The organism is Bradyrhizobium sp. I1.14.4 (assembly GCF_050435825.1).
Classification (GTDB): domain Bacteria; phylum Pseudomonadota; class Alphaproteobacteria; order Rhizobiales; family Xanthobacteraceae; genus Bradyrhizobium.
This window is the reverse complement of sequence record NZ_JBNDLA010000003.1, coordinates 296927-317933: the sequence shown is the minus strand read 5'-3', so window position 1 is coordinate 317933 and position 21007 is coordinate 296927. Positions and strand designations below refer to the sequence as shown.

Genomic DNA, 21007 nt, shown 5'->3' with positions numbered 1-21007 from the left:
CGCGGCTCATCAACGACAATCGGAATGGAAGCATCCCCATGACTGCGAATTCGCAAAAAACCTTTCTGGTCTGTCACGGCGCCTGGTCGGCAGGATGGGCGTGGAAGAAGATGCATCCCCTGATGCAGGCGGCCGGGCACCGTCTGGTCACGCCGAGCTACACCGGGCTCGGCGAGCGCGCGCACCTTGCGCATCAAGGGCTTGACCTGGAGGCGCATATCCAGGACGTGCTCAGCGTCATCTCCTACGAAGATCTGCGTGACATCGTGCTGGTCGGCCACTCCTATGGCGGCATGGTCGCGACCGGCGTCGCCGATCGGGTGCGCGAGCGCATCGCGCAGATGATCTATATCGACGCCTTCGTGCCGCGCGACGGCCAGTCGCTGTTCGATCTCAACGAGGTGGCGATCGACAAGATGCGGGAGGTAGCGCGCAACGGCGACGGCTGGCGCATTCCGCCGATGCCGACGCCGCCGGATACGTCTCCCGCCGACGTCGAATGGCTGGCCGCGCGTCGCGTCGACATGCCGATCAAATGCTTTGAGCAGAAGCTGAAGCTGCGACATGGCGAGACCAGCCTGCCGCGCAGCTACATCTACGCCACCCGCATCACGCCAGCAGATACGTTCGGCCAGTTCGCCAGGCGCACGAAGAACGAAGCCGGCTGGCGCAGTTTCGAGATCGACGCCAGCCACTCGCCGAACGTCACCGCGCCGGAAGCGCTGATGGCGATGTTGCAACAGATCGTCGCCTAGGGTCCGAAGACGACGACATCTACTCTTCTGCGCCGTTGTCCTTGAGTTGAATTCCCTCGGCTCGCAGGGCCGCAAAGAGCGCCGCGATATCATCGGACTCCATAGTGTTCGGGCACAAGCCGTTGAGTTGTTCGGTCGTGATCGTGCCGGTGCTCTTGGCGATATCTCGTGCCTTCGCCATGATCTTCTGAAGGTCCATCTGCGTTCCTCCGCGAGGCAGGTATTCTAGCAAATGAGATGCAATCGTAGTGGCGCAATTGGCGAGGGGCCCGGCGTGTTGCGCCGAGCCCCTCATGGACCAAAAATATCAGCCGGCCTGTAAGCCGGGTTCTGTAGGGCACCTTTCTTGCGAATGGTGCGCGACGGCCATTCCTCTGGGACAAGATTTACATCTTGCCTCGGGCAACCTACCCGGACAGCGGGCCTGACATCGCCCTGCGGTGTTATCGCGCATGCGCGAACTAACCGCGTTGCCGTCCCTATTCGGTTTTGCTCCCGGTGTGGTTTGCCATGCCGTCTCCGTTGCCGGAAACGCGGTGCGCTCTTACCGCACCTTTTCACCCTTACTTCCTCCGAAGAGGGAGCGGTTCGTTCTCTGTGGCACTTTCCCTGGGGTCGCCCCCGCCGGATGTTATCCGGCACCGCATGTCGATGGAGCCCGGACTTTCCTCCCCCGCGGCCTTTCGGCGCTTGCGGGAGCGGCCGTCCGGCCGACTGACCCCCACGGCATGGGCGTTTTCGCCCGATCCGTCAAGCAGATAACGGCCGCCAAAGCGGCCAAAATAATTTATCCTGAAGATGTCGTTTGACCTGTCGCCCGTTCGACTGGGTGTCGGCGATCCAGCCGATCAAGAGGAGAGACGAGATGCAATATTTGCTGCTGATCTACCGGAGCGACGCGCAATACGCCCACATGACCGCCGAGGACCGCAAGGCCTTGTCGGCGGAATACGGCGCCTACACCCAGTCCATCATCCAGAGCGGCCACTTCAAGGCGGGTGACGGGCTGCAGCCCGTGTCGACGGCAACCACCGTGCGGGTTCGTGACGGCAAGACGCTGACCACCGATGGGCCGTTCGCGGAAACCCGCGAGCAGCTCGGCGGCTACTATCTGGTCGAGGCCAAGGATCTCGACACCGCGCTCGGCCTCGCGGCGCGGATTCCCGGCGCCAGGGACGGATCGATCGAGGTCAGGCCGGTGATGATCTACGACAACCCGCGATGACGCCATTATCCCATCACGAATGCAGCGGCCGCGTCGCCTGGCGCGGCCGCTGAGTGACGATTGATGGCCATGACCCCGAGCCAGATCGAGAAAATCTTCCGCGACGAGGCGGGCCGGGCGCTCGCAACGCTGATCCGTCTCGTCGGCGATTTCGATCTGGCCGAGGATTCCCTGCAGGACGCCTTCGCGGTCGCGCTGCAGCGCTGGCCGATCGGTGAATTTCCGGCCAATCCACGCGCCTGGCTGGTCAATGTCGGCCGCAACAAGGCGATCGACCGCGTCCGCCGCGCGGTTTCGTTTCGAGGCAAGCAGCAGGAACTGACGCATCAACTGTTGTTGGATGCGGAGGCGTCGCCGGAACCGGCCGATGCGACGCTCGATGACGATATGCTGCGGCTGATCTTCACCTGCTGCCATCCGTCGTTCGCCGCCGAGGTCCAGGTTGCGCTGACCTTGCGCACGGTGTGCGGTCTGACGACGGCCCAGGTCGCGCGCGCGTTCCTGGTGAGCGAGGACGCGATGGCGCAGCGCCTGTTGCGCGCCAAGCAGAAGATCAAGCTCGCGGGCATTCCCTATGAGGTGCCGGATCGTGAGGCGCTGGAGCCGCGCCTCACCGGCGTGCTTGCGGTGATCTATCTCGTCTTCACCGAAGGCTATGCCGCGACCGCCGGCGAGGACCTGATGCGGCCCGATCTTGCGCGCGAGGCGATCCGGCTGGCGCGGCTGCTCGATGCGCTGATTCCGGCGCGCGGCGAGATCAAGGGCCTGCTGGCGCTGATGCTGTTGCATGATGCGCGCCGCGCCGGCCGCCAGACCGCAGGCGGCGACATCGTGCTGCTCGAGGAGCAGGACCGTTCGCTGTGGGATTTCCAGCAGATCGCCGAGGGAGTGAGGCTGGTCGAGGAGGCGCTGCGGATGCCGGGCCGGCCGCAATCGTACGCCGTGCAGGCCGCGATCGCCGCGCTGCATGCGCGGGCGCCGAGCTTTGAGGACACCGACTGGCCGCAGATCGCCGGACTTTATGAGGTGCTGCTCCGCATCAGCCCGTCGCCGGTGATCGAGCTCAACCACGCTGCCGCGGTGTCGATGGTCGACGGTCCGGCGCGCGCGCTCGATCTGATCGACGCGCTGGACGCGCGCGGCAGCCTGAAAGGATACGACCAGCTCCCCGCGGTGCGCGCCGACCTGCTGCGCCGCCTCGGCCGCACGGACGAAGCGCGACATGCATATCTCGCCGCAACCGCCGCGACGCAACTCGAGCCGCTGCGGCGGCTCTACGCGCGGCGGATAGCCGAGATGGGGTGACTTCACCTCATCTCGTGTGCGGCCCGTGAGGCACGCCTCCAGAGCCTCTTCCGTTCCGCTTTACCCGGAATGGGGCTCTGGATTCTTGTTCTGACGCGTTTTCTTCACGCTCGAAAACGCTCTCGCATCAACGATCGTCAGCGTGCCGCGCGGCGTCGAATGCGCTCAGTACCCTGTCTTTGCCTTGGCGCCGCCGGTCGATGTCCCGGTCGTCGTTCCACTCGACATGCCGGTCGTGGTGCCGGGTGCCATCTTTTTCTGCGCATGATGGACTTTGTGGGTCTTGCTGTGGGTCGACATGGTCTTGTCATGGGTCGACATGGCAACTGCGGCTGCCGGAGCGACGACGAGGCCGATCGCGACAGCTCCCGCGATGAGTGCTTTGAACATGGACCAATCTCCTCGGACTGCCCCGCTTAATCAAGGCGGCACATAGGGAAAGGTTCCATTTTGCACATGCACACTCGGCCGGAAAACGACCTCGCGGCACAACATGGATTGCTTCGCTCCTTGCAATGACGGCGGAGAGGCGATCGCCAGCCTAGCGCGTCGCGACCGCGGGCGCGTTCGCCGCATCCGGCGGCAGGCTTTCGAGCAGCGCGTGCAGCGTCGCCATGGTGGATCGGTCGGCGATTCCGTCGACGCGTTCGGGACGGAAATGACGCTGGAAGGCGGTGACGACCTCCATGGTCGGGCCGTCGAACTTGCCGTTGGTCGGGATGTTGTAGCCGTAGCGCCGGAATGCGGTCTGCATTTTGGAGACGCCGTCGCTGATCGCGCCGAGCTGCAGCGCATCGCCGCGCACGATCGACGCCGGCTGCACCCAATGCCCGACGCCTGAATTGGCCAGCGAGTGCCAGGGGAATTTCTCGCCGGGATCCTTCTTGCGCCCCGGCGCCACGTCGGAATGGCCGAGCACGCGATGCGAGACCACCTTGCGGCGCAGCATGATGCCGCGGCACAGCGCGATGACCGCCGCGATCTGGCGCAGCGGGAAATCCGGATAGCCCCAATCGTGACCGCGGTTGACGATCTCAACGCCGATCGAGCAGGAATTGATGTCGTCCTCGCCGGCCCATACGGCGACGCCAGCGTGCCAGGCGCGCTTGCTCTCCGGCACGCATTGCACGATGCGTCCGTCCTCGAGCACGATGTAATGTGCCGAGACCTCGGTGCCGGCAGTGCAGAGCTGGGTGATCGCGCCCTCGACGTCGGGCATCCCGGTGTAGTGCAGCACGATCATGTCCGGCTGCCGGCCATTGGCACGCTCGCCGAAATTCACCGACGGGATCACGTCGGAGGCGATCGAGGAATCCGGCGTGAACGTCTTCACGTCGGCCACTCCCTTTGGAACGGGAAGGACGCGCTGACGCTTCGAATCAGCGTTGCCGGACGAGGACGAACCAGAAGCCATACGAATCACTCAAACCCGAACTGGAGAACAGCATTTTGACATATCGATAAACAAATAGGCGTTTACTATTCCTTTACCCTGCCGGCCTCGCAATCGACCCGCCGGTTCCAGGGGGGCGCATTATGACCGAGGTGAGAGCCGGGAGCATCACTCGAATACGGATCAAAGTCGCGCGATTGCGCTAACCGATCATCAACGTTTTCTTAACGTTAAGTGCCGTTACTGAGAGGTGAAGTGCCGAACCGGTTTCGGGGGACGGCCAAGGTCCGCTGTTGCGCGAAATCCCATGGAAACCCTCCCAATTCCGGTCGGATATCAGGATTTGCGGCCGAGGACGGGAGTTGGCGCTGGCATCACGCAGCGGCTTTTTCGCCGGAACGGCCAGCGCGAGGATTCGAGACGCGATGAGTCGGCGCGCAGCCAGCTTGCATGCCAGTTACGCGGCCCTTTGCGGGGACCGCGCATGAGCGAGCGTGCGCCGCGTCACATTTCCGTGCTGGGCCGCGAGGCGGTCGCGTATCTCGATCCGCGCGCCGGCGGCATTTATGTCGACGCGACCTTCGGCGCCGGCGGCTACAGCCGCATGCTTCTCAACGTCGCCGATACGCGCGTGATCGGCATCGACCGCGACCGCACCGCGATAACAGGCGGTTTCGATCTGGTCGACGGCGCCGGCGGCCGCCTTACGCTCGTCGAGGACCGCTTCTCCAATCTCGCCGAGGTCTGCGCCGCGCAGGGAGCGGAGACGGTCGACGGCGTCGTGATGGATGTCGGCGTCTCCTCGATGCAGCTCGACCAGGCCGAGCGCGGCTTCTCGTTCCGTCTGGGCGGTCCGCTCGACATGCGGATGGCACAGAGCGGCCCGACCGCGGCCGATGTGGTCGCGACGGCCTCCGAGAAACAGCTCGCCGACATCGTCTATATCTTCGGCGAGGAGCGCCATTCGCGCGGCGTCGCACGCGCCATCGTCGCCGCGCGCAAGGACGCGCCGATCACGACCACGGCGGCGCTTGCCGACATCGTCGCGAAAGTCGTGCGCGCCAAGCCGAACGAGATCCATCCGGCGACGCGGACCTTCCAGGCGCTGCGCATCTTCGTCAATGAAGAGCTCGACGAGCTGCACCGGGCGCTCGCGGCCGCGGAGCGCGTGCTGAAGCCGGGCGGCCGGCTCGCCGTGGTCTCCTTCCATTCGCTGGAAGACCGTATCGTCAAGAATTTCCTCACCGAACGCGGCAAGGTTTCCGGCGGTTCGCGGCACCTGCCTGAAGTGGCGCAATCCGCGCCGAGCTTTCAGATCCTGACCAAACGGCCGGTGACGCCTGGCGAGGCGGAGATATCAATCAATCCGCGGGCACGCTCGGCCAAGCTGCGCGCGGCCGAACGCACCGCGGCGCCGGTGCATGCGGACGACGACCTGCCGTCATGGCCGCGGCTGTCCGACCTGAAGCGGGGAGGGTGACGATGCGCCTTCTCCATCTCCTCGTCATCGGCATGCTGATCTTCGCGGCGTCCTATGTCTACCGCATCAAGATGGAATCGACCGCGCGCGTCGAACGTGTGCTGCAGCTCAATGCCGAGATCCGCGAGCAGCGCAACGCGATCGCCACCTTGCGCGCCCAATGGGCCAAGCTCGATGCGCCGCTGCGGCTGCAGGGGCTTGCCGATCGCCATCTGCCGCTGAAGCCGATCAACGCCAACCAGTATGATTCCCTGAAGAACCTGCCGGAGCGGCCGCCAAGCTTCACGCGGCCCGGTTCGCGCGATCCGATCGGCGCGATGATCGACACCATCGAGGCCGCCGCGGCGCCCGACAGCACGACCGGATCGATTGACAAACCGGCGACCGACCAGCCGGCCGCCGACCAGCCCGCGCCCGAGGACTCCGAGCAGGGCGGGGGAGATCAGCAATGACGGGACCAGCCATGACCGATCCGGCACCCGCCAATAGACCCGCCGGGAAATCCGCTGAGCCCTGGAGCCAGCGGCTGATCCGTACGCTGCTGTACGGCAGCAATGTCGACCGTGCTGCGAAGGCGCGCGCGCGCGTCGGTCTTGCGATCCTTGCTTTCGCCGCGGTCTATTGCGTGCTGGCCGGCCGGCTGGTGCTGTTTGCCGTCGGTGCCGACAGTCATGGTGCGCGGCGCACCGCCTCGCAGGACGCTATCGCCACCGCGCGGCCTGACATCATCGACCGCAACGGCGAGATTCTCGCCACCGACGTCAAGGCGCCGAGCCTGTTCGGCGAGCCGCGCCGCCTCATCGACAAGGACGAGGCGATCGAGCTTCTGACCGCGACCTTGCCCGATCTCGACACCGCCGAGGTGCGCGACCGCCTGTCGTCGCGCAAGGGCTTCGTCTGGCTGAAGCGCGAGATCACGCCGAAGCAGCAACTCGACATCCACCGCCTCGGCATTCCCGGCATCGGCTTCCTGCGCGAGAACAAGCGGGTCTATCCGACCGGCAATGAGGTCGCCCACCTGATCGGCCTCGTCAACATCGACAACCAGGGCATCGCCGGCATGGAGAAGTGGCTGGACAATAACGGTCTGGCCGATCTGCATCGCGCGGGCTTCGCCACCGACCGGCTGCAGCAGCCGGTGGAGTTGTCGATCGATCTGCGCGTCGAGCACGCGCTGCGCGACGAACTGCTCAAGGCCAAGGAGAAGTTCAAGGCCAAGGCTGCGTCGGGCATCATCTCCAATGTCAGGACCGGCGAAATCGTTGCGATGGTGTCTCTCCCGGATTTCGATCCGAACAATCCGAAGGAGGCACACGATCCCGAGCGCATCAACCGCCTGACCACCGGCGTCTACGAGATGGGCTCGACCTTCAAGGCGTTCACGCTGGCGATGGCGCTCGATTCCGGCAAGATCAACCTGAACTCCATGTGGGACGCGCGCGGAAACCTGCACTACGGCAAATTCACCATTCATGACAGCCATCCGTTGGGACGTTCCATCAACACCAAGGAAGTCTTCACCTACTCCTCCAACATTGGCGCAGCGCGGATCGCGCTGTCGCAAGGCGTCGAGGCGCACAAGGCGTTCCTGGCCAAAATGGGCCAGTTGACGCGGCTGCGCACCGAGTTGCCCGAGAGCGCGGCCCCATTGGTGCCGCGCCGCTGGAGCGAGTTGAACACAGTGACTATCGCGTTCGGCCAGGGCCTGTCGGTGGCGCCGCTGCAGGCGGTGATGGGCATCAACGCCCTGGTGAACGGCGGCTACCTGATTCCACCGACGTTCCTGAAGCGAACCGAAGCTGAAGCGGCGGCGATGGCCAAGCGGGTGGTCAGGCAGGAGACCAGCGACAAGATGAGGTACCTGATGCGGCTCAATGCCGAGATCGGCACCGCCAAGTCCGCTGACGTCAAGGGCTATTATATCGGCGGCAAGACCGGCACATCCGAGAAGGTCATCAACGGCCGCTATGCCAAGAAGCGTGTGCTCAACTCCTTCACCGCGATCATGCCCGCCGACGACCCGCAGTATCAGATTCTCATCATGCTGGACGAGCCGCAGACGACGCCCGAAACACATGGTTTCATCACTTCGGGCTGGAATGCGGTGCCGACCGGGGGCAAGGTGATCGCCCGAATTGCGCCGCTTTTGGGCGTCGAACCGCGATTCGACCTGCCGCCGTCCGACCGCCTTATTCTTGCGGCATCCAGAACAACCCAGTAAGGCGTAGATGAACGCGGCGCCAGAACAGCGCCGGCCAGACTGGAAGATCATGAGACTTCGCGACCTCTTCAGCGATGACGCCACGATCGATCCGAGTGCCTCTTCTGTCACTGTCGGAGGGCTTGCGGTCGACAGCCGTGCGGTGAAGCCTGGCGACCTGTTTTTCGCGCTGGCCGGCAGCAGGACCGACGGCGCCCGCTTCGTCGATGTGGCGATTGCCGCGGGCGCGGTCGCGCTCGCCAGCGACCATCTGCCGCAAGGTCACGCCCGCGTTCCGTTCGTCATCACGCCAAATCCGCGCCGCGCGCTGGCGCTCGCTGCGGCAAAATTCTATCCGCGCCAGCCCGCGACGATCGCGGCGGTGACCGGCACCAGCGGCAAGACCTCGGTCGCGGCGTTCACGCGCCAGATCTGGCAGCGGCTCGGTCATTCCTCCGCGAGCATCGGCACCATTGGCCTCGTCTCGGACAAGCGCACGGTGTACGGCTCGTTGACCACGCCCGATCCGATCGCGCTGCATCGCCAGCTCGACGAGATCGCCGGCGACGGCGTCACGCATCTGGCGTTTGAGGCGTCGTCGCACGGCCTCGACCAGTATCGTCTCGACGGCGTGCGCATCGCCGCCGGCGGCTTCACCAATCTGTCGCGCGACCACATGGATTATCATCCCGACGTCGCGCATTACCTGAACGCAAAACTCCGGCTGTTCCGCGATCTCGTCGCGGCTGGCGGCACCGCGGTGATCTCGGCCGATCATGATTGCTCGGCCGAGGTGATCGATGCGGCGCGCGCGCGCGGCCTGCGCATCATCACCGTCGGCCGCAACGCCGATGCGGGCGAGGGGATCAAGCTCGCCGAAGCCGCGATCGAAGGTTTTGCCCAGAACCTCGTGATCGAGCACCGCGGACGCAAATACGCGATCCGGCTGCCGCTGGTCGGCGAATTCCAGATCGAGAACGCGCTGGTTGCCGCGGGCCTCGCGATCGGCACCGGCAGCGACGCCGATGCCGTGTTCGGCTGCCTCGAACGTCTCGAAGGCGCAAAGGGCAGGCTGGAATTCGTCGGCGAGCACAATGGCGCGCCGATTTTCGTCGACTACGCTCACAAGCCCGATGCGCTCGCCAAGGCGCTGCAGGCGCTGCGGCCCTATGCGAAGCGCAAGCTCGTGGTGATCTTCGGCGCCGGCGGCGACCGCGACGCCGGCAAGCGCCCGATCATGGGCGCGATCGCGGCCGAGAATGCCGATCACATCATTGTCACCGACGACAATCCGCGCAGCGAGAAGCCCGAGGCGATCCGCGCCGCGATCATGGCGACGGCGAAAGGTGCGCGCGAGATCGGCGACCGCGCCGCGGCAATCCGGGCCGGAATTGCGAGCCTCGAGCCGGGCGATGCGTTGGTCGTCGCCGGCAAGGGCCACGAGGTCGGGCAGATTGTCGGCAACACGACGCTGCCGTTCAGCGATCATGAGGCGGTCGCGAATGCATTGGCCGAGGAGGGCGCATGAGCACGATGTTGTGGACCTCGGATGCGATGGCGACGGCGATGCGCGCCGCCACGCAAGGCACGCTGCCGGACGGCGTCACCGGCCTCTCGATCGACAGCCGCACGATTGCGCCGGGTGATGCGTATTTTGCCATCAAGGGCGACGTCCATGACGGCCATGCGTTTGTCGAGGCAGCGCTGAAGGCCGGCGCCGGGCTCGCCGTGGTCGAGACCGCGCAGCGCGACAAGTTTGCCGCTGACGCGCCGCTGCTGGTGGTCGACGACGTGCTCGCCGGCCTCGTCGAGCTCGCGCATGCCTCGCGCGCGCGGCTCAACGCGCAGATCATCGCGGTGACAGGTTCGGTCGGCAAGACCTCGACCAAGGAGGCGCTGCGCCGTGTGCTGTCGGCGCAGGGCGAAACCCATGCGTCGGTGGCGTCGTTCAACAATCACTGGGGTGTGCCGCTGTCGCTGGCGCGCTGTCCAGCGAGCACGCGCTTTGCGGTGTTCGAGATCGGCATGAACCATGCCGGCGAGATCACGCCGCTGGTCAAGATGGTGCGGCCGCATGTCGCAATCATCACCACGATCGAGCCGGTGCATCTGGAATTCTTCGCAGGGCTCGAGGCGATCGCCGACGCCAAGGCGGAGATCTTCGCAGGGCTGGAACCCAATGGCGCGATCGTGCTCAACCGCGACAACGGGCAATTCGCCCGGCTGCAGAAGCAGGCGAAGAAGGCCGGCATCTCGCGCATCGTCTCGTTCGGCGCCGACAAGCGCGCCGAGGCGCGGCTGATCGACCTCTCGCTGCACGCGACCTGCTCGGCGGTGCATGCCGAAATTCTGGACCATGACATCACCTACAAGATCGGCATGCCCGGCCGGCACATGGCGATGAACTCGCTCGCGGTGCTCGCGGGCGCCTCGCTGCTCGGCGCCGACATCGCGCGCGCGGCGTTGTCGCTGTCGCAGCTCGAGGCGCCGACCGGCCGCGGCTTCCGCCGCACGCTCGAGGTCGGCCATGGCGAGGCGACGCTGATCGACGAGAGCTACAACGCCAACCCGGCCTCGATGGGCGCCGCGCTCAATGTGCTCGGCCAGGCCAGGACCGGGCCGCATGGCCGGCGTATCGCGGTGCTCGGCGACATGCTCGAACTCGGGCCGGCCGGACCCGAACTGCACCGCAGCCTCAACGAGACCGTGACCGCCAACCGCATCGACCTCGTCTATTGTTGTGGTCCGCTGATGCGGAATCTGTGGGATGCCCTTTCCACCGGCAAGCGGGGAGGCTATGCCGAGAGCTCGGCGGCGCTCGAAGCGCAGGCGGTTGCCGCGGTCCGTGCCGGTGACGTGATCATGGTGAAGGGCTCGCTGGGATCGAAGATGAAGGTCATTGTCAGCGCGCTGGAAAAACGCTTCCCCGACAAGGCCGCGCACGAAGAAGCGGTATAGGACTTCCTGAATGTTCTACTGGTTGATCGAATTGTCCAACACCGTTCCGGGGTTCGCGGCATTCCGCAGCGCATTGAACGTATTCCGCTACATCACCTTCCGCACCGGCGGCGCGATGGTGACCGGCGCGCTGTTCGTGTTCCTGTTCGGCCCCTGGATCATCGATCATTTGCGCCTGCGGCAGGGCAAGGGCCAGCCGATCCGCACCGATGGTCCGCAGTCGCATCTGATCTCCAAGAAGGGCACGCCCACCATGGGCGGGCTGATGATCCTGTCGGGACTCGTGGTGTCGACACTGCTCTGGGCCAACCCGCTCAACCCCTATGTCTGGATCGTGCTTGCGGTGACGCTCGGCTTCGGCTTCGTCGGATTCTATGACGACTATTTGAAGGTCACAAAGCAGTCACACAGCGGCTTCGCCGGCAAGCTGCGGCTGCTGATCGAGGCGGTGATCGGGCTCGCCGCCACCTATGCGCTGGTTCGGCTCGGGCGCGACGTGTCCTCGACCTCGCTCGCGATTCCGTTCTTCAAGGATCTCGTGATCAATTTCGGCTGGTTCTTCGTGATCTTCGGCGCCTTTGTCATGGTCGGCGCCGGCAACGCGGTGAACCTGACCGATGGCCTCGACGGTCTTGCGATCGTGCCCGTGATGATCGCCGCCGCGAGTTTTGGCATGATCTCGTACCTCACCGGCAACGCGGTGTTCTCCGACTATCTGCAGCTCAACTACGTCGCCGGCACCGGCGAACTGGCGGTGCTGTGCGGCGCGGTGCTTGGCGCAGGCCTCGGCTTCCTCTGGTTCAACGCGCCGCCGGCCTCGATCTTCATGGGCGACACCGGCTCGCTCGCGCTCGGCGGCATGCTCGGTGCCACCGCGGTTGCGGTGAAGCACGAGATCGTGCTCGCCGTGATCGGCGGCCTGTTCGTGCTGGAGGCGGTCTCGGTCATCGTGCAGGTCACCTCGTTCAAGCTCACCGGAAAACGCGTGTTCCGGATGGCGCCGCTGCACCATCATTTCGAGCAACAGGGCTGGACCGAACCGCAGATCGTGATCCGGTTCTGGATCATCTCGGTGATGCTGGCGCTCGCCGGCCTCTCCACCCTCAAGCTGCGCTGAGCGTTACCATGATCCCGGTCACCTCCTTCGCTGGCAAGACGGTCGCAGTCTTCGGGCTCGGCGGCTCCGGGCTCGCGACCTGCCACGCGCTGAAGGCCGGTGGCGCGGAAGTGATCGCGGGCGACGACAATGCCGACAACGTCGCCAAGGCGGCGCAAGCCGGTTTCACAACCGCTGACCTGCGCACCGTGTCATGGGCGAATTTCGCCGCGCTGATCCTGACCCCCGGCGCGCCGCTGACCCATCCGGCGCCGCACTGGAGCGTGCTGAAGGCACGCGACGCCGGCGTCGAGGTGATCGGCGACGTCGAATTGTTCTGCCGCGAGCGGCGCCGTCACGCGCCGAATGCGCCGTTCGTCGCCATCACCGGCACCAACGGCAAGTCGACCACAACGGCGCTGATCGCGCATCTGATGAAGGTTGCAGGCTACGACGCCCAGATGGGCGGTAATATCGGCACTGCGATCCTGTCGCTGGAATCGCCGCGGATGGGCCGCGTCCATGTGATCGAGATGTCGTCCTACCAGATCGACCTCGCGCCGTCGCTCGATCCCTCGGTCGGCATCCTGATCAATATCAGCGAGGATCACATCGATCGCCACGGCACGCTGGCGCATTACGCCGCGGTGAAGGAGCGGCTGGTCGCGGGCGTGCAGGCAGGTGGCACCGCGATCGTCGGCGTCGACGACGGCTGGTGCCGCGACATCGCCGACCGGCTCGATCGCGCGGGCAAGCGCGTGGTGCGCATCTCGGTGAAGAATCCGCTGCCCGACGGCCTCTATGTCGAGCACGAGACCATCGTGCGCGCGTCGGGTGCGGCGCGCAGCGAGGTGGCACGGCTCGGCGGCATTGGCTCGCTGCGCGGCCTGCACAATGCGCAGAACGCAGCCTGCGCCTCGGCCTGCGCGCTGGCGATGGGGATCGCCACCGATGTGTTGCAGAACGCCCTGCGCAGCTTCCCGGGTCTTGCCCATCGCATGGAGCAGGTCGGCCGCCGCGGCAACGTGCTGTTCGTCAACGACTCCAAGGGCACCAATGCGGATGCGGCCGCGCATGCACTGTCGTCGTTCGCCGACATCTACTGGATCGCCGGCGGCAAGCCGAAGGCCGGCGGCATCACGGGCCTCACGGGCTATTTCCCGCGCATCCGCAAGGCCTATCTGATCGGCGAGGCGGCGGCCGAATTTTCCGGCACGCTCGGTGACCGCGTGCCGCACGACATGTCCGGCACGCTCGACGTCGCAATCGCCAGCGCCGCGCGCGACGCGGAAGCGTCGGGGCTGGCGGAAGCCGTCGTGCTGCTGTCGCCGGCCTGCGCGTCGTTCGACCAGTACCGCAATTTCGAAATCCGCGGCACCGCCTTCCGCGATATCGTCCAGGCACTGCCCGGCGTCAAGCCGGTGGTGTGACGACGGAGGCGTAGGGCGGGTAGAGCGGAACGAAACCCATCAATCCCGATCCGCGGAAGCGCGATGGTTTCGCTGCGCCTCTACGCATCCTACGGTTGCTCGGACCGGTGTTGCCTATTCGACACGACGGGCAACTCGGCCAAAACCTGTCAATCCTGCAAGTCAAAAAAATTCGCTTTATCCGAAGTGCAACTCAGTGTATGGTCTGCCCGTCTCACCCGATCGAGGGGCGCTTCGCGGTCGTCACGAACGCGGCGTGGGATGCGGTGGACGCCGATTGCGCAACTGACGAGTGGGCATGAAGCGGACGGTGAAGTCGTGCAGGCCTGACGCCCTAGTGGCAGGTGTCCTCTCGCAAGATGCGAAAGCATCTTGCGAAAGCGGTGACAACAAAGCCCAGTCTCGCCGGGGAGAGCAGTATAAGCCGTAGCCCATCGCGCAGGGAAAGCCGGATTGCTCCGGTTACACCTGTGGTCCTACCCCCGAGCTTTCTACCCATTGCTCGGGGCCCATGGGTGCGATCGGCACCCGGCTTTCCCTGCGCCCTCTGTTCGAAGAGAGAGGGCGGAACGAAGAGCAAGGCTCGGACAATTCATGTCGCGAGAATGCGGACGTTTGAATCATCGGTCGCGCAACAAAAATCGGTGTCGTTCCTGCGAAAGCAGGAACCCATAACCACCGACGTCGATTGTTGCGCGACGCCGGAACGACGAGTCCCGTTCACAACATCCGCTGCGGGGTATGGGTCCCTGCTTTCGCAGGGACGACATCCGTGCATGGGCCCAACCCACCTCCCTCAAAAGTTACCGATCCCGTTAACCCCTTGGAAACCGTCCTGCGCCACGAATGGACGTTATCTCTGCCATCCTGGGGACGCCCATGCTCGCCCGTGACCAACGCACCCCGTTCTCGGACTGGTGGTGGACCGTCGACAAGCTGCTGCTTGTGGCGATCGCCGCGTTGATGCTGGCCGGCGTCATCCTGTCGCTGGCGGCGAGCCCGCCGGTCGCGACCCGGATCGGGCTCGATCCCTTCCACTTCTTCAACCGCCACGTCCTGTTCCTGGTGCCGTCACTGATCGTGCTGATCGGGGTGTCGTTCATGACGCCGCGGCAGATCCGGCGCACCGCGCTGGTCGTGTTCGCGGTCTCGATCGTGCTGATCGTGCTCACGCTCTTGGTCGGGCCCGAGGTCAAGGGCTCGCGGCGCTGGATCACGCTGCTCGGCGTCAACATCCAGGCCTCCGAAGCCGCAAAGCCCGCCTTCGTCATCGTCGCGGCCTGGCTGTTTGCGGAATCGACCAAGCGGCCGGAGATGCCGGCGACCTCGATGGCGCTGGTGCTGCTGCTGACGCTGGTGACGCTGCTGGTGATGGAGCCCGATTTCGGCCAGACCATGCTGATCCTCACCGTCTGGGGCGCGCTGTTCTTCATCGCGGGCATGCGGATGATCTGGGTGTTCGGGCTCGCCGGAGCCGCCGGCGCCGGCCTGTTCGGCGCCTATCTCCTGGTGCCGCACGTCGCGGGCCGCATCAAGCGCTTCATGAATCCCGCCTCCGGCGACACCTTCCAGGTCGACACCGCGATGGAAGCGTTCTGGAACGGCGGCTGGTTCGGGCTCGGGCCGGGCGAGGGCATCGCCAAGCGCAGCCTGCCGGACAGCCACACCGACTTCGTGTTCGCGGTCGCCGCCGAGGAGTTCGGCATCATCCTCTGCCTGATGCTGGTCGCGCTGTTCGGCTTCATCGTGATCCGCACGCTGACCCGCGCCTATGCCACCGAGGACATGTTCTCGCGCTTCGCGGCGTCGGGGCTTGCGATCCTGTTCGGCGTGCAGGCGACGATCAACATGGCGGTCAATCTGCAATTGATCCCGGCCAAGGGTATGACGCTGCCGTTCATCTCCTATGGCGGCTCCTCGTTCGTCTCGCTCGCCTATGGCGTTGGCATGATGCTGGCGCTGACGCGGCAGCGGCCGCGCACCGAGATCGAATCGATGGAAGGCGCCAGCGCGCAGCGCGCTTACGCGTAGGTGACCCTTGTTGTCATTGCGAGGAGCGAAGCGACGACTTGTCCGCCGAAGCCTCGGCGAAGGCGGAAGCAATCCATCCAGCCGATGTGCGGCGCTATGGATTGCTTCGCTTCGCTCGCAATGACGATGTAAAAGGCGGCCATGGACAACGCGCCCTTGATTCTGCTGGCGGCCGGTGGCACCGGCGGCCATCTGTTCCCGGCCGAAGCGCTCGCCGTGGAATTGATCAGGCGTGGCCTGCGCGTCCGGCTCGCGACCGACGGCCGCGCGCTGCGCTATTCCGGCCTGTTCGGCCGGGAGAGCATCGACCTGGTGCCGAGCGCGACCGTGCGCAGCCGCAATCCGGTCTCGCTGGCGCGGACCGTGCTGATGCTCGGCTACGGCACGCTGGTTGCCACCAACCTGGTGCGCCGGCTGAAGCCATCAGCCGTCGTCGGTTTCGGCGGTTACCCGACCTTGCCGCCGCTGATGGCGGCACGGATGCTCGGCGTCCCCGGCATCATCCACGATGCCAATGCGGTGCTCGGCCGCGCCAACCGCTTCCTCTCCGGCCGCGTCAACGCGATCGCGACTTCGCTGCCCGGCGTGCTCGATCGCGATCCCGCGCTCGCCGGCAAGGCGACCACCGTGGGCACGCCGATGCGGCCGGCGATCCTGGCGGCGGCTGCGGTCAAATACACGCCGCCCGAGGCGAATGGGCCGCTGCGCCTGCTGGTCGTCGGCGGCAGCCAGGGCGCGCGGGTGATGAGCGACATCGTGCCGCCGGCGATCGAGCAGCTCGCGCCCGCGCTGTGGAGCCGTCTGATCATCACCCAGCAGGTGCGCGAAGAGGATATGAATCGGGTGCGCGAGGTCTATGACCGGCTCAAGATCAATGCCGAGCTCGCGCCGTTCTTCGCTGACCTACCGGCACGCCTCGCCTCGAGCCAGCTGGTGATCTCGCGTTCCGGCGCCGGTACCGTCGCCGAGCTCGCCGCGATCGGCCGGCCCGCGATTCTGGTGCCGCTGCCGGGCGCGATCGATCAGGACCAGTTTGCCAATGCCGGCGTGCTGTCGCAGGCGAACGGCGCGCTGCGCATCACGCAGAGCGACTTCACGCCCGAGCGGCTCGCGGCCGAAATCACGGCTTTCGCCGCGGAGCCTGCGAAATTGACTGCGATGGCGCAGGCTGCGCGCGGCGTCGGCCGGCTCGATGCCGCTGAGCGGCTCGCCGATCTGGTGACGAAAGTGGCTGGAATTTAGGCCGCTTTCGAAGAGTTTTCGGCCTTGGGACGCCACGGCCGGGCTTGTCCCGGCCATGTCAGCCTTTAATAAGTCGGAGAATTGCCGGATGAGTCCGGGCACGATGAAGGTGTTAGCAACATGAGACTGCCGCGCGAGATCGGACCCATTCACTTCGTCGGGATCGGCGGCATCGGCATGAGCGGCATCGCCGAGGTGCTGATCAATCTCGGCTACACCGTGCAGGGCTCGGACGCGTCGGACAATTACAACCTCGACCGGCTGCGCAAGAAGGGCGCGAAGGTCTCGGTCGGCCACACCGCCGAGAATGTCGATGGCGCCGACGTCGTCGTGGTCTCAACTGCGATCAAGCGCGATAATCCCGAACTGATGGCTGCGCGTGCGCAGCGCATTCCGGTGGTGCGGCGCGCCGAGATGCTGGCGGAATTGATGCGGCTGAAGAGCTGCGTCGCAATCGCCGGCACCCATGGCAAGACCACCACGACCACGATGGTGGCGACCTTGCTCGATGCCGGCGGCCTCGATCCGACCGTGATCAACGGTGGCATCATCAATGCCTATGGCTCCAACGCGCGGTTAGGGGCCGGCGACTGGATGGTGGTCGAAGCCGACGAGAGCGACGGCACCTTCCTGAAACTGCCGTCCGATGTCGTCATCGTCACCAATATCGATCCCGAGCATCTCGATCACTTCAAGACCTTCGAGGCGATCCAGGATGCATTCCGCAATTTCGTCGAGAACGTTCCGTTCTACGGCTTTGCGGTGATGTGCACCGATCACCCGGTGGTGCAAAGCCTGGTCGGCAAGATCGAGGATCGCCGCATCATCACCTATGGTCAGAATCCGCAGGCCGATGCGCAGCTGTTGGATCTGACGCCGATGGGCGGCGGGTCGAAATTCAAGGTGGCGATCCGCGATCGCAAGTCCGGCGCCGTCCATGTGATCGCCGATATCATGCTGCCGATGCCGGGACGCCACAACGCGTCGAATGCAACGGCAGCGATTGCGGTTGCGCACGAACTCGGCGTTTCCGACGACGTCATCCGCCAGGCCATGGCCGGCTTCGGCGGCGTCAAGCGGCGCTTCACCAAGACCGGCGAGACCAACGGTATCACCGTGATCGACGATTACGGTCATCATCCGGTCGAGATCGCAGCCGTGCTGAAGGCGGCGCGGGAATCCACCAACGGCAAGATCGTCGCCGTGGTGCAGCCGCATCGCTTCACCCGTCTGCAATCGCTGTTCGAGGAATTCTGCAGCTGCTTCAACGACGCCGACGCGGTCGTGGTCGCCGAGGTCTATCCGGCCGGCGAAGCACCGATCCCAGGCATCGACCGCGACCATTTCGCCGCCGGGCTGCGCGCGCAGGGCCATCGCCAGGTGGTGCCGCTTCCGAACGCGGGGGAGCTTGCGAAGATCGTTCACGGCCTCGCCAAGTCCGGCGACCTCGTCGTCTGTCTCGGCGCCGGCAACATCACGCAATGGGCCTACGCACTGCCCGACGAATTGAAGGCGTTGGGGTGATGATGGCCTCGTATCCATCCACGTCATGGCCGGGCTTGTCCCGGCCATCCACGTCTTCACTGCGCTATCGTGTCGTACAGGTCATCCCAGTTCGGGTTTGCTGCAATGATCGTGCGAATGTTCCAAGCGCGTGGCCAATGCTTGATGGTGTGTTCGCGCTGGATAGCCGTGCGGATGTCGTCAAATTGCTCGAAGTAGACCAACCGCTTCAAACCGTAGCGCTTGGTGAATCCATCGACGAATCCAGAACGATGCTCGAATATCCGGCGGACGAGATCGCTGGTTACGCCGACGTAGAGCACGCCGTTCGGACGGTTGGTCAGAAAATAGACGTATCCCCCTGCCATGCGGAGATACTGCAAGACGTGGATGGCCGGGACAAGCCCGGCCATGACGGATGGGGAGGTCACGCATGACCTTCCCCGACATCACGCCCGACCTGAAAGCCGCGATGCCGGAGCTGCGCGGGCGGCTGCTGGCGAACCAGTCGCTGGCCGAGCTGACCTGGTTTCGCGTCGGTGGTCCGGCGCAGGTGCTGTTCACGCCGGCTGATGAGGACGATCTCGCCTACTTCCTGAAGCGCCTGCCGCGGGAGTTGCCGGTCTATGTCGTCGGCGTCGGCTCCAATCTGATCGTGCGTGATGGCGGCATGCCGGGCGTCGTGATCCGGCTCGCGCCGCGTGCGTTCGGGGAGACCAGCGCGGCCGGCGATGTCGTCACCGCCGGTGCTGCGGCGCTCGACAAGCGCGTGGCCGAGACGGCGGCGGCTGCTGATATCGGCGGTATGGAATTCTTCTTCGGCATTCCCGGCACGGTCGGCGGTGCGCTGCGCATGAACGCCGGCGCCAATGGCAGCGAGACCAAGGACGTGCTGGTGGAGGCCACCGGCATCGGCCGCGACGGCGTGAGGCACACATTCTCCAATGCCGACATGAAGTTCGTCTATCGCAACAGCGGCGTCGATCCGTCCATCGTCTTCACCTCGGCGCGCTTCCGCGGCAGGATCACCGATGCCGAGGCGATCCGCGCCCGCATGACCGAGGTGCAGACCCATCGCGAGACCGCGCAGCCGATCCGCGAGAAGACCGGCGGCTCGACCTTCAAGAATCCACCCGGCAACAGCGCCTGGAAACTGATCGACGCCGCCGGCTGCCGCGGCCTCAGGGTGGGCGGCGCGCAGGTGTCGGAGATGCACTGCAATTTCCTGATCAACACCGGCAACGCCACCGGGCACGACATCGAGACCCTCGGCGAGACGGTGCGTGAACGGGTCAAGCAAACCAGCGGAATTGAGCTGCACTGGGAAATCAAGCGGATCGGAAAAAGCTGATGCAGGTGACCATTCTGTTCGGCGGCACCAACAAGGAGCGGCTGGTCTCGGTGGCGAGCGCGCAGGCGCTGCACCGCGCGCTGCCCGACGCGGACCTCTGGTTCTGGGACGTTGACGACACCGTGCATGCGGTGACGTCCGAGAAACTGCTGGGCCACGCGCGCCCCTTCGAGGTCGACTTCAAGCCCGACGGCCGCGGCATCGCACTCGACCAGGCGCTCGACCAGGCGGGCGCCGAGCAGCGTGTGCTGGTGTTCGGCCTGCACGGCGGCCGCGCCGAGAACGGCGAATTGCAGGCGATGTGCGAGATGCGCGGCGTCGCGTTCACCGGCTCCGGCTCGGCGTCGTCGCATCTGGCGTTCGACAAGCCGTCGGCGAAACGCTTCGCTGCAATCGCGGGTTTGAATGCGCCGCAGGGCATCGGCGTCGAGCAGATCGACGACGCCTTCGCGAAATACGGCAAGCTGATCGCGAAGCCTGCCAAGGACGGATCGAGCTACGGGCTGATCTTCGTCAATGCAAAGCAGGACCTCGTCGCAGTCCGCAGTGCCGCGAAGCATGAAGAGTATCTGATCGAGCCGTTCGTGTCGGGCGTGGAGGCGACCTGCGGCGTGCTTGAGCAATCCGACGGCACGGTGTTCGCGCTGCCGCCGATCGAGATCGTGCCGGCGGAAGGGGGCTTCGACTACACAGCCAAATACCTTCTGAAGTCGACCCAGGAGATCTGTCCTGGCCGCTTCGCGCCCGAGGTCAGCGCCGCGATCATGGACCATGCGCTGCGGGCGCACCGCGCGCTGTCCTGCACGGGCTATTCGCGCAGCGATTTCATCGTGTCGCTGAGCGGGCCGGTCTACCTCGAGACCAACACGCTGCCGGGCCTCACCGCCGCATCACTGTACCCTAAGGCATTGAAAGCACAGGGCATCCCCTTTGCCGACTTCCTGAATGACCAGATCGAGCTGGCCCGCCGCCGCGTCAGAAGTTAAGGCCGATCGGGCGAGAACCCACCCGACCCGGCCGGATGGAACCGGGCGCTGT

At 65.3% G+C, this 21007-nt stretch carries 19 protein-coding genes and 1 other RNA gene; 15 read left to right on the top strand and 5 right to left on the bottom strand.

Annotated features, from left to right (window positions below):
- Positions 1–38 precede the first annotated feature (38 nt).
- A complete protein-coding gene (locus tag ABIB78_RS08610; RefSeq protein WP_429023629.1) occupies positions 39–755 on the top strand; it encodes an alpha/beta fold hydrolase in 717 nt (238 codons plus the stop codon).
- Between the two features lie 19 nt (positions 756–774).
- On the opposite strand, the gene ABIB78_RS08605 is transcribed toward ABIB78_RS08610, so the two are convergent.
- Positions 775–954, bottom strand: a complete 180-nt coding sequence (locus ABIB78_RS08605; protein WP_429023627.1) for a hypothetical protein — start codon at positions 952–954, stop codon at positions 775–777.
- A 104-nt stretch (positions 955–1058) separates the two neighbouring features.
- Positions 1059–1473, bottom strand: an RNA gene (gene rnpB, locus ABIB78_RS08600) — RNase P RNA component class A.
- 147 nt (positions 1474–1620) lie between these two features.
- Here rnpB and ABIB78_RS08595 point away from each other — a divergent pair.
- Positions 1621–1980 carry a YciI family protein gene (locus ABIB78_RS08595; protein WP_429023625.1) on the top strand — a complete coding sequence of 120 codons (360 nt, stop codon included), beginning with the start codon at positions 1621–1623 and terminating at the stop codon, positions 1978–1980.
- A gap of 69 nt (positions 1981–2049) precedes the next feature.
- Positions 2050–3285, top strand: coding sequence for an RNA polymerase sigma factor (locus tag ABIB78_RS08590; RefSeq protein ID WP_429024041.1), 1236 nt, complete (start codon positions 2050–2052; stop codon positions 3283–3285).
- Positions 3286–3450: 165 nt separating this feature from the next.
- On the opposite strand, the gene ABIB78_RS08585 is transcribed toward ABIB78_RS08590, so the two are convergent.
- On the bottom strand, positions 3451–3675 hold the full coding sequence (locus ABIB78_RS08585) for a hypothetical protein (RefSeq protein WP_429023623.1): 225 nt from the start codon (positions 3673–3675) through the stop codon (positions 3451–3453).
- Between the two features lie 151 nt (positions 3676–3826).
- Entirely contained in the window at positions 3827–4699 is an 873-nt protein-coding gene (locus ABIB78_RS08580) for an N-acetylmuramoyl-L-alanine amidase (RefSeq protein WP_429023621.1), read from the bottom strand.
- A gap of 463 nt (positions 4700–5162) precedes the next feature.
- On the opposite strand from ABIB78_RS08580, the gene rsmH reads away from it, so the two are divergent.
- The 10 genes from rsmH (at position 5163) to murC (ending at position 18639) form a co-directional block, all read left to right on the top strand.
- On the top strand, positions 5163–6158 hold the full coding sequence (gene rsmH / locus ABIB78_RS08575) for a 16S rRNA (cytosine(1402)-N(4))-methyltransferase RsmH (protein WP_429023619.1): 996 nt from the start codon (positions 5163–5165) through the stop codon (positions 6156–6158).
- 2 nt (positions 6159–6160) lie between these two features.
- Positions 6161–6610, top strand: coding sequence for a cell division protein FtsL (ftsL, locus tag ABIB78_RS08570; RefSeq protein ID WP_429023618.1), 450 nt, complete (start codon positions 6161–6163; stop codon positions 6608–6610).
- 11 nt (positions 6611–6621) lie between these two features.
- A complete protein-coding gene (locus ABIB78_RS08565; RefSeq protein ID WP_429024040.1) occupies positions 6622–8379 on the top strand; it encodes a peptidoglycan D,D-transpeptidase FtsI family protein in 1758 nt (585 codons plus the stop codon).
- Between the two features lie 49 nt (positions 8380–8428).
- Positions 8429–9886: a UDP-N-acetylmuramoyl-L-alanyl-D-glutamate--2,6-diaminopimelate ligase gene (locus ABIB78_RS08560; protein WP_429023616.1), complete on the top strand. Its 1458-nt coding sequence runs from the start codon at positions 8429–8431 to the stop codon at positions 9884–9886.
- Complete coding sequence (locus ABIB78_RS08555; RefSeq protein ID WP_429023614.1) at positions 9883–11316, top strand: UDP-N-acetylmuramoylalanyl-D-glutamyl-2,6-diaminopimelate--D-alanyl-D-alanine ligase; 1434 nt, start codon at positions 9883–9885, stop codon at positions 11314–11316. The genes ABIB78_RS08560 and ABIB78_RS08555 overlap by 4 nt, the downstream gene beginning before the upstream one ends.
- 10 nt (positions 11317–11326) lie before the next feature.
- Positions 11327–12433 (top strand): phospho-N-acetylmuramoyl-pentapeptide-transferase, encoded by a 1107-nt coding sequence (gene mraY, locus ABIB78_RS08550; RefSeq protein WP_429023612.1) that lies wholly within the window; start codon positions 11327–11329, stop codon positions 12431–12433.
- 8 nt (positions 12434–12441) lie between these two features.
- Complete coding sequence (murD, locus tag ABIB78_RS08545; RefSeq protein WP_429023610.1) at positions 12442–13842, top strand: UDP-N-acetylmuramoyl-L-alanine--D-glutamate ligase; 1401 nt, start codon at positions 12442–12444, stop codon at positions 13840–13842.
- An 879-nt stretch (positions 13843–14721) separates the two neighbouring features.
- On the top strand, positions 14722–15873 hold the full coding sequence (gene ftsW / locus ABIB78_RS08540) for a putative lipid II flippase FtsW (protein WP_429023608.1): 1152 nt from the start codon (positions 14722–14724) through the stop codon (positions 15871–15873).
- Positions 15874–16014: 141 nt separating this feature from the next.
- Positions 16015–17115 (top strand): undecaprenyldiphospho-muramoylpentapeptide beta-N-acetylglucosaminyltransferase, encoded by a 1101-nt coding sequence (murG, locus tag ABIB78_RS08535; protein ID WP_429023606.1) that lies wholly within the window; start codon positions 16015–16017, stop codon positions 17113–17115.
- A gap of 120 nt (positions 17116–17235) precedes the next feature.
- Positions 17236–18639 carry a UDP-N-acetylmuramate--L-alanine ligase gene (gene murC, locus ABIB78_RS08530; RefSeq protein ID WP_429023603.1) on the top strand — a complete coding sequence of 468 codons (1404 nt, stop codon included), beginning with the start codon at positions 17236–17238 and terminating at the stop codon, positions 18637–18639.
- A 56-nt stretch (positions 18640–18695) separates the two neighbouring features.
- On the opposite strand, the gene ABIB78_RS08525 is transcribed toward murC, so the two are convergent.
- Positions 18696–19031 carry a GIY-YIG nuclease family protein gene (locus ABIB78_RS08525; RefSeq protein WP_429024039.1) on the bottom strand — a complete coding sequence of 112 codons (336 nt, stop codon included), beginning with the start codon at positions 19029–19031 and terminating at the stop codon, positions 18696–18698.
- A 20-nt stretch (positions 19032–19051) separates the two neighbouring features.
- Here ABIB78_RS08525 and murB point away from each other — a divergent pair, with 20 nt between their 5' ends.
- Positions 19052–19969 carry a UDP-N-acetylmuramate dehydrogenase gene (gene murB / locus ABIB78_RS08520; protein WP_429023600.1) on the top strand — a complete coding sequence of 306 codons (918 nt, stop codon included), beginning with the start codon at positions 19052–19054 and terminating at the stop codon, positions 19967–19969.
- Positions 19969–20955 carry a D-alanine--D-alanine ligase family protein gene (locus ABIB78_RS08515; protein ID WP_429023598.1) on the top strand — a complete coding sequence of 329 codons (987 nt, stop codon included), beginning with the start codon at positions 19969–19971 and terminating at the stop codon, positions 20953–20955. Before murB ends, ABIB78_RS08515 begins: the two co-directional genes overlap by 1 nt.
- The last annotated feature ends 52 nt before the right edge of the window (positions 20956–21007 follow it).

What these genes read in the sequence shown, in the direction of transcription:
- ABIB78_RS08610 (WP_429023629.1), top strand. Translation starts at nt 39, where the DNA reads ATGACTGCGAATTCGCAAAAAACCTTTCTGGTCTGTCACGGCGCCTGG.
- ABIB78_RS08605 (WP_429023627.1), bottom strand. Translation starts at nt 954, where the DNA reads ATGGACCTTCAGAAGATCATGGCGAAGGCACGAGATATCGCCAAGAGC.
- ABIB78_RS08595 (WP_429023625.1), top strand. Translation starts at nt 1,621, where the DNA reads ATGCAATATTTGCTGCTGATCTACCGGAGCGACGCGCAATACGCCCAC.
- ABIB78_RS08590 (WP_429024041.1), top strand. Translation starts at nt 2,050, where the DNA reads ATGACCCCGAGCCAGATCGAGAAAATCTTCCGCGACGAGGCGGGCCGG.
- ABIB78_RS08585 (WP_429023623.1), bottom strand. Translation starts at nt 3,675, where the DNA reads ATGTTCAAAGCACTCATCGCGGGAGCTGTCGCGATCGGCCTCGTCGTC.
- ABIB78_RS08580 (WP_429023621.1), bottom strand. Translation starts at nt 4,699, where the DNA reads ATGGCTTCTGGTTCGTCCTCGTCCGGCAACGCTGATTCGAAGCGTCAG.
- rsmH (WP_429023619.1), top strand. Translation starts at nt 5,163, where the DNA reads ATGAGCGAGCGTGCGCCGCGTCACATTTCCGTGCTGGGCCGCGAGGCG.
- ftsL (WP_429023618.1), top strand. Translation starts at nt 6,161, where the DNA reads ATGCGCCTTCTCCATCTCCTCGTCATCGGCATGCTGATCTTCGCGGCG.
- ABIB78_RS08565 (WP_429024040.1), top strand. Translation starts at nt 6,622, where the DNA reads ATGACCGATCCGGCACCCGCCAATAGACCCGCCGGGAAATCCGCTGAG.
- ABIB78_RS08560 (WP_429023616.1), top strand. Translation starts at nt 8,429, where the DNA reads ATGAGACTTCGCGACCTCTTCAGCGATGACGCCACGATCGATCCGAGT.
- ABIB78_RS08555 (WP_429023614.1), top strand. Translation starts at nt 9,883, where the DNA reads ATGAGCACGATGTTGTGGACCTCGGATGCGATGGCGACGGCGATGCGC.
- mraY (WP_429023612.1), top strand. Translation starts at nt 11,327, where the DNA reads ATGTTCTACTGGTTGATCGAATTGTCCAACACCGTTCCGGGGTTCGCG.
- murD (WP_429023610.1), top strand. Translation starts at nt 12,442, where the DNA reads ATGATCCCGGTCACCTCCTTCGCTGGCAAGACGGTCGCAGTCTTCGGG.
- ftsW (WP_429023608.1), top strand. Translation starts at nt 14,722, where the DNA reads ATGCTCGCCCGTGACCAACGCACCCCGTTCTCGGACTGGTGGTGGACC.
- murG (WP_429023606.1), top strand. Translation starts at nt 16,015, where the DNA reads ATGGACAACGCGCCCTTGATTCTGCTGGCGGCCGGTGGCACCGGCGGC.
- murC (WP_429023603.1), top strand. Translation starts at nt 17,236, where the DNA reads ATGAGACTGCCGCGCGAGATCGGACCCATTCACTTCGTCGGGATCGGC.
- ABIB78_RS08525 (WP_429024039.1), bottom strand. Translation starts at nt 19,031, where the DNA reads ATGGCCGGGCTTGTCCCGGCCATCCACGTCTTGCAGTATCTCCGCATG.
- murB (WP_429023600.1), top strand. Translation starts at nt 19,052, where the DNA reads ATGACCTTCCCCGACATCACGCCCGACCTGAAAGCCGCGATGCCGGAG.
- ABIB78_RS08515 (WP_429023598.1), top strand. Translation starts at nt 19,969, where the DNA reads ATGCAGGTGACCATTCTGTTCGGCGGCACCAACAAGGAGCGGCTGGTC.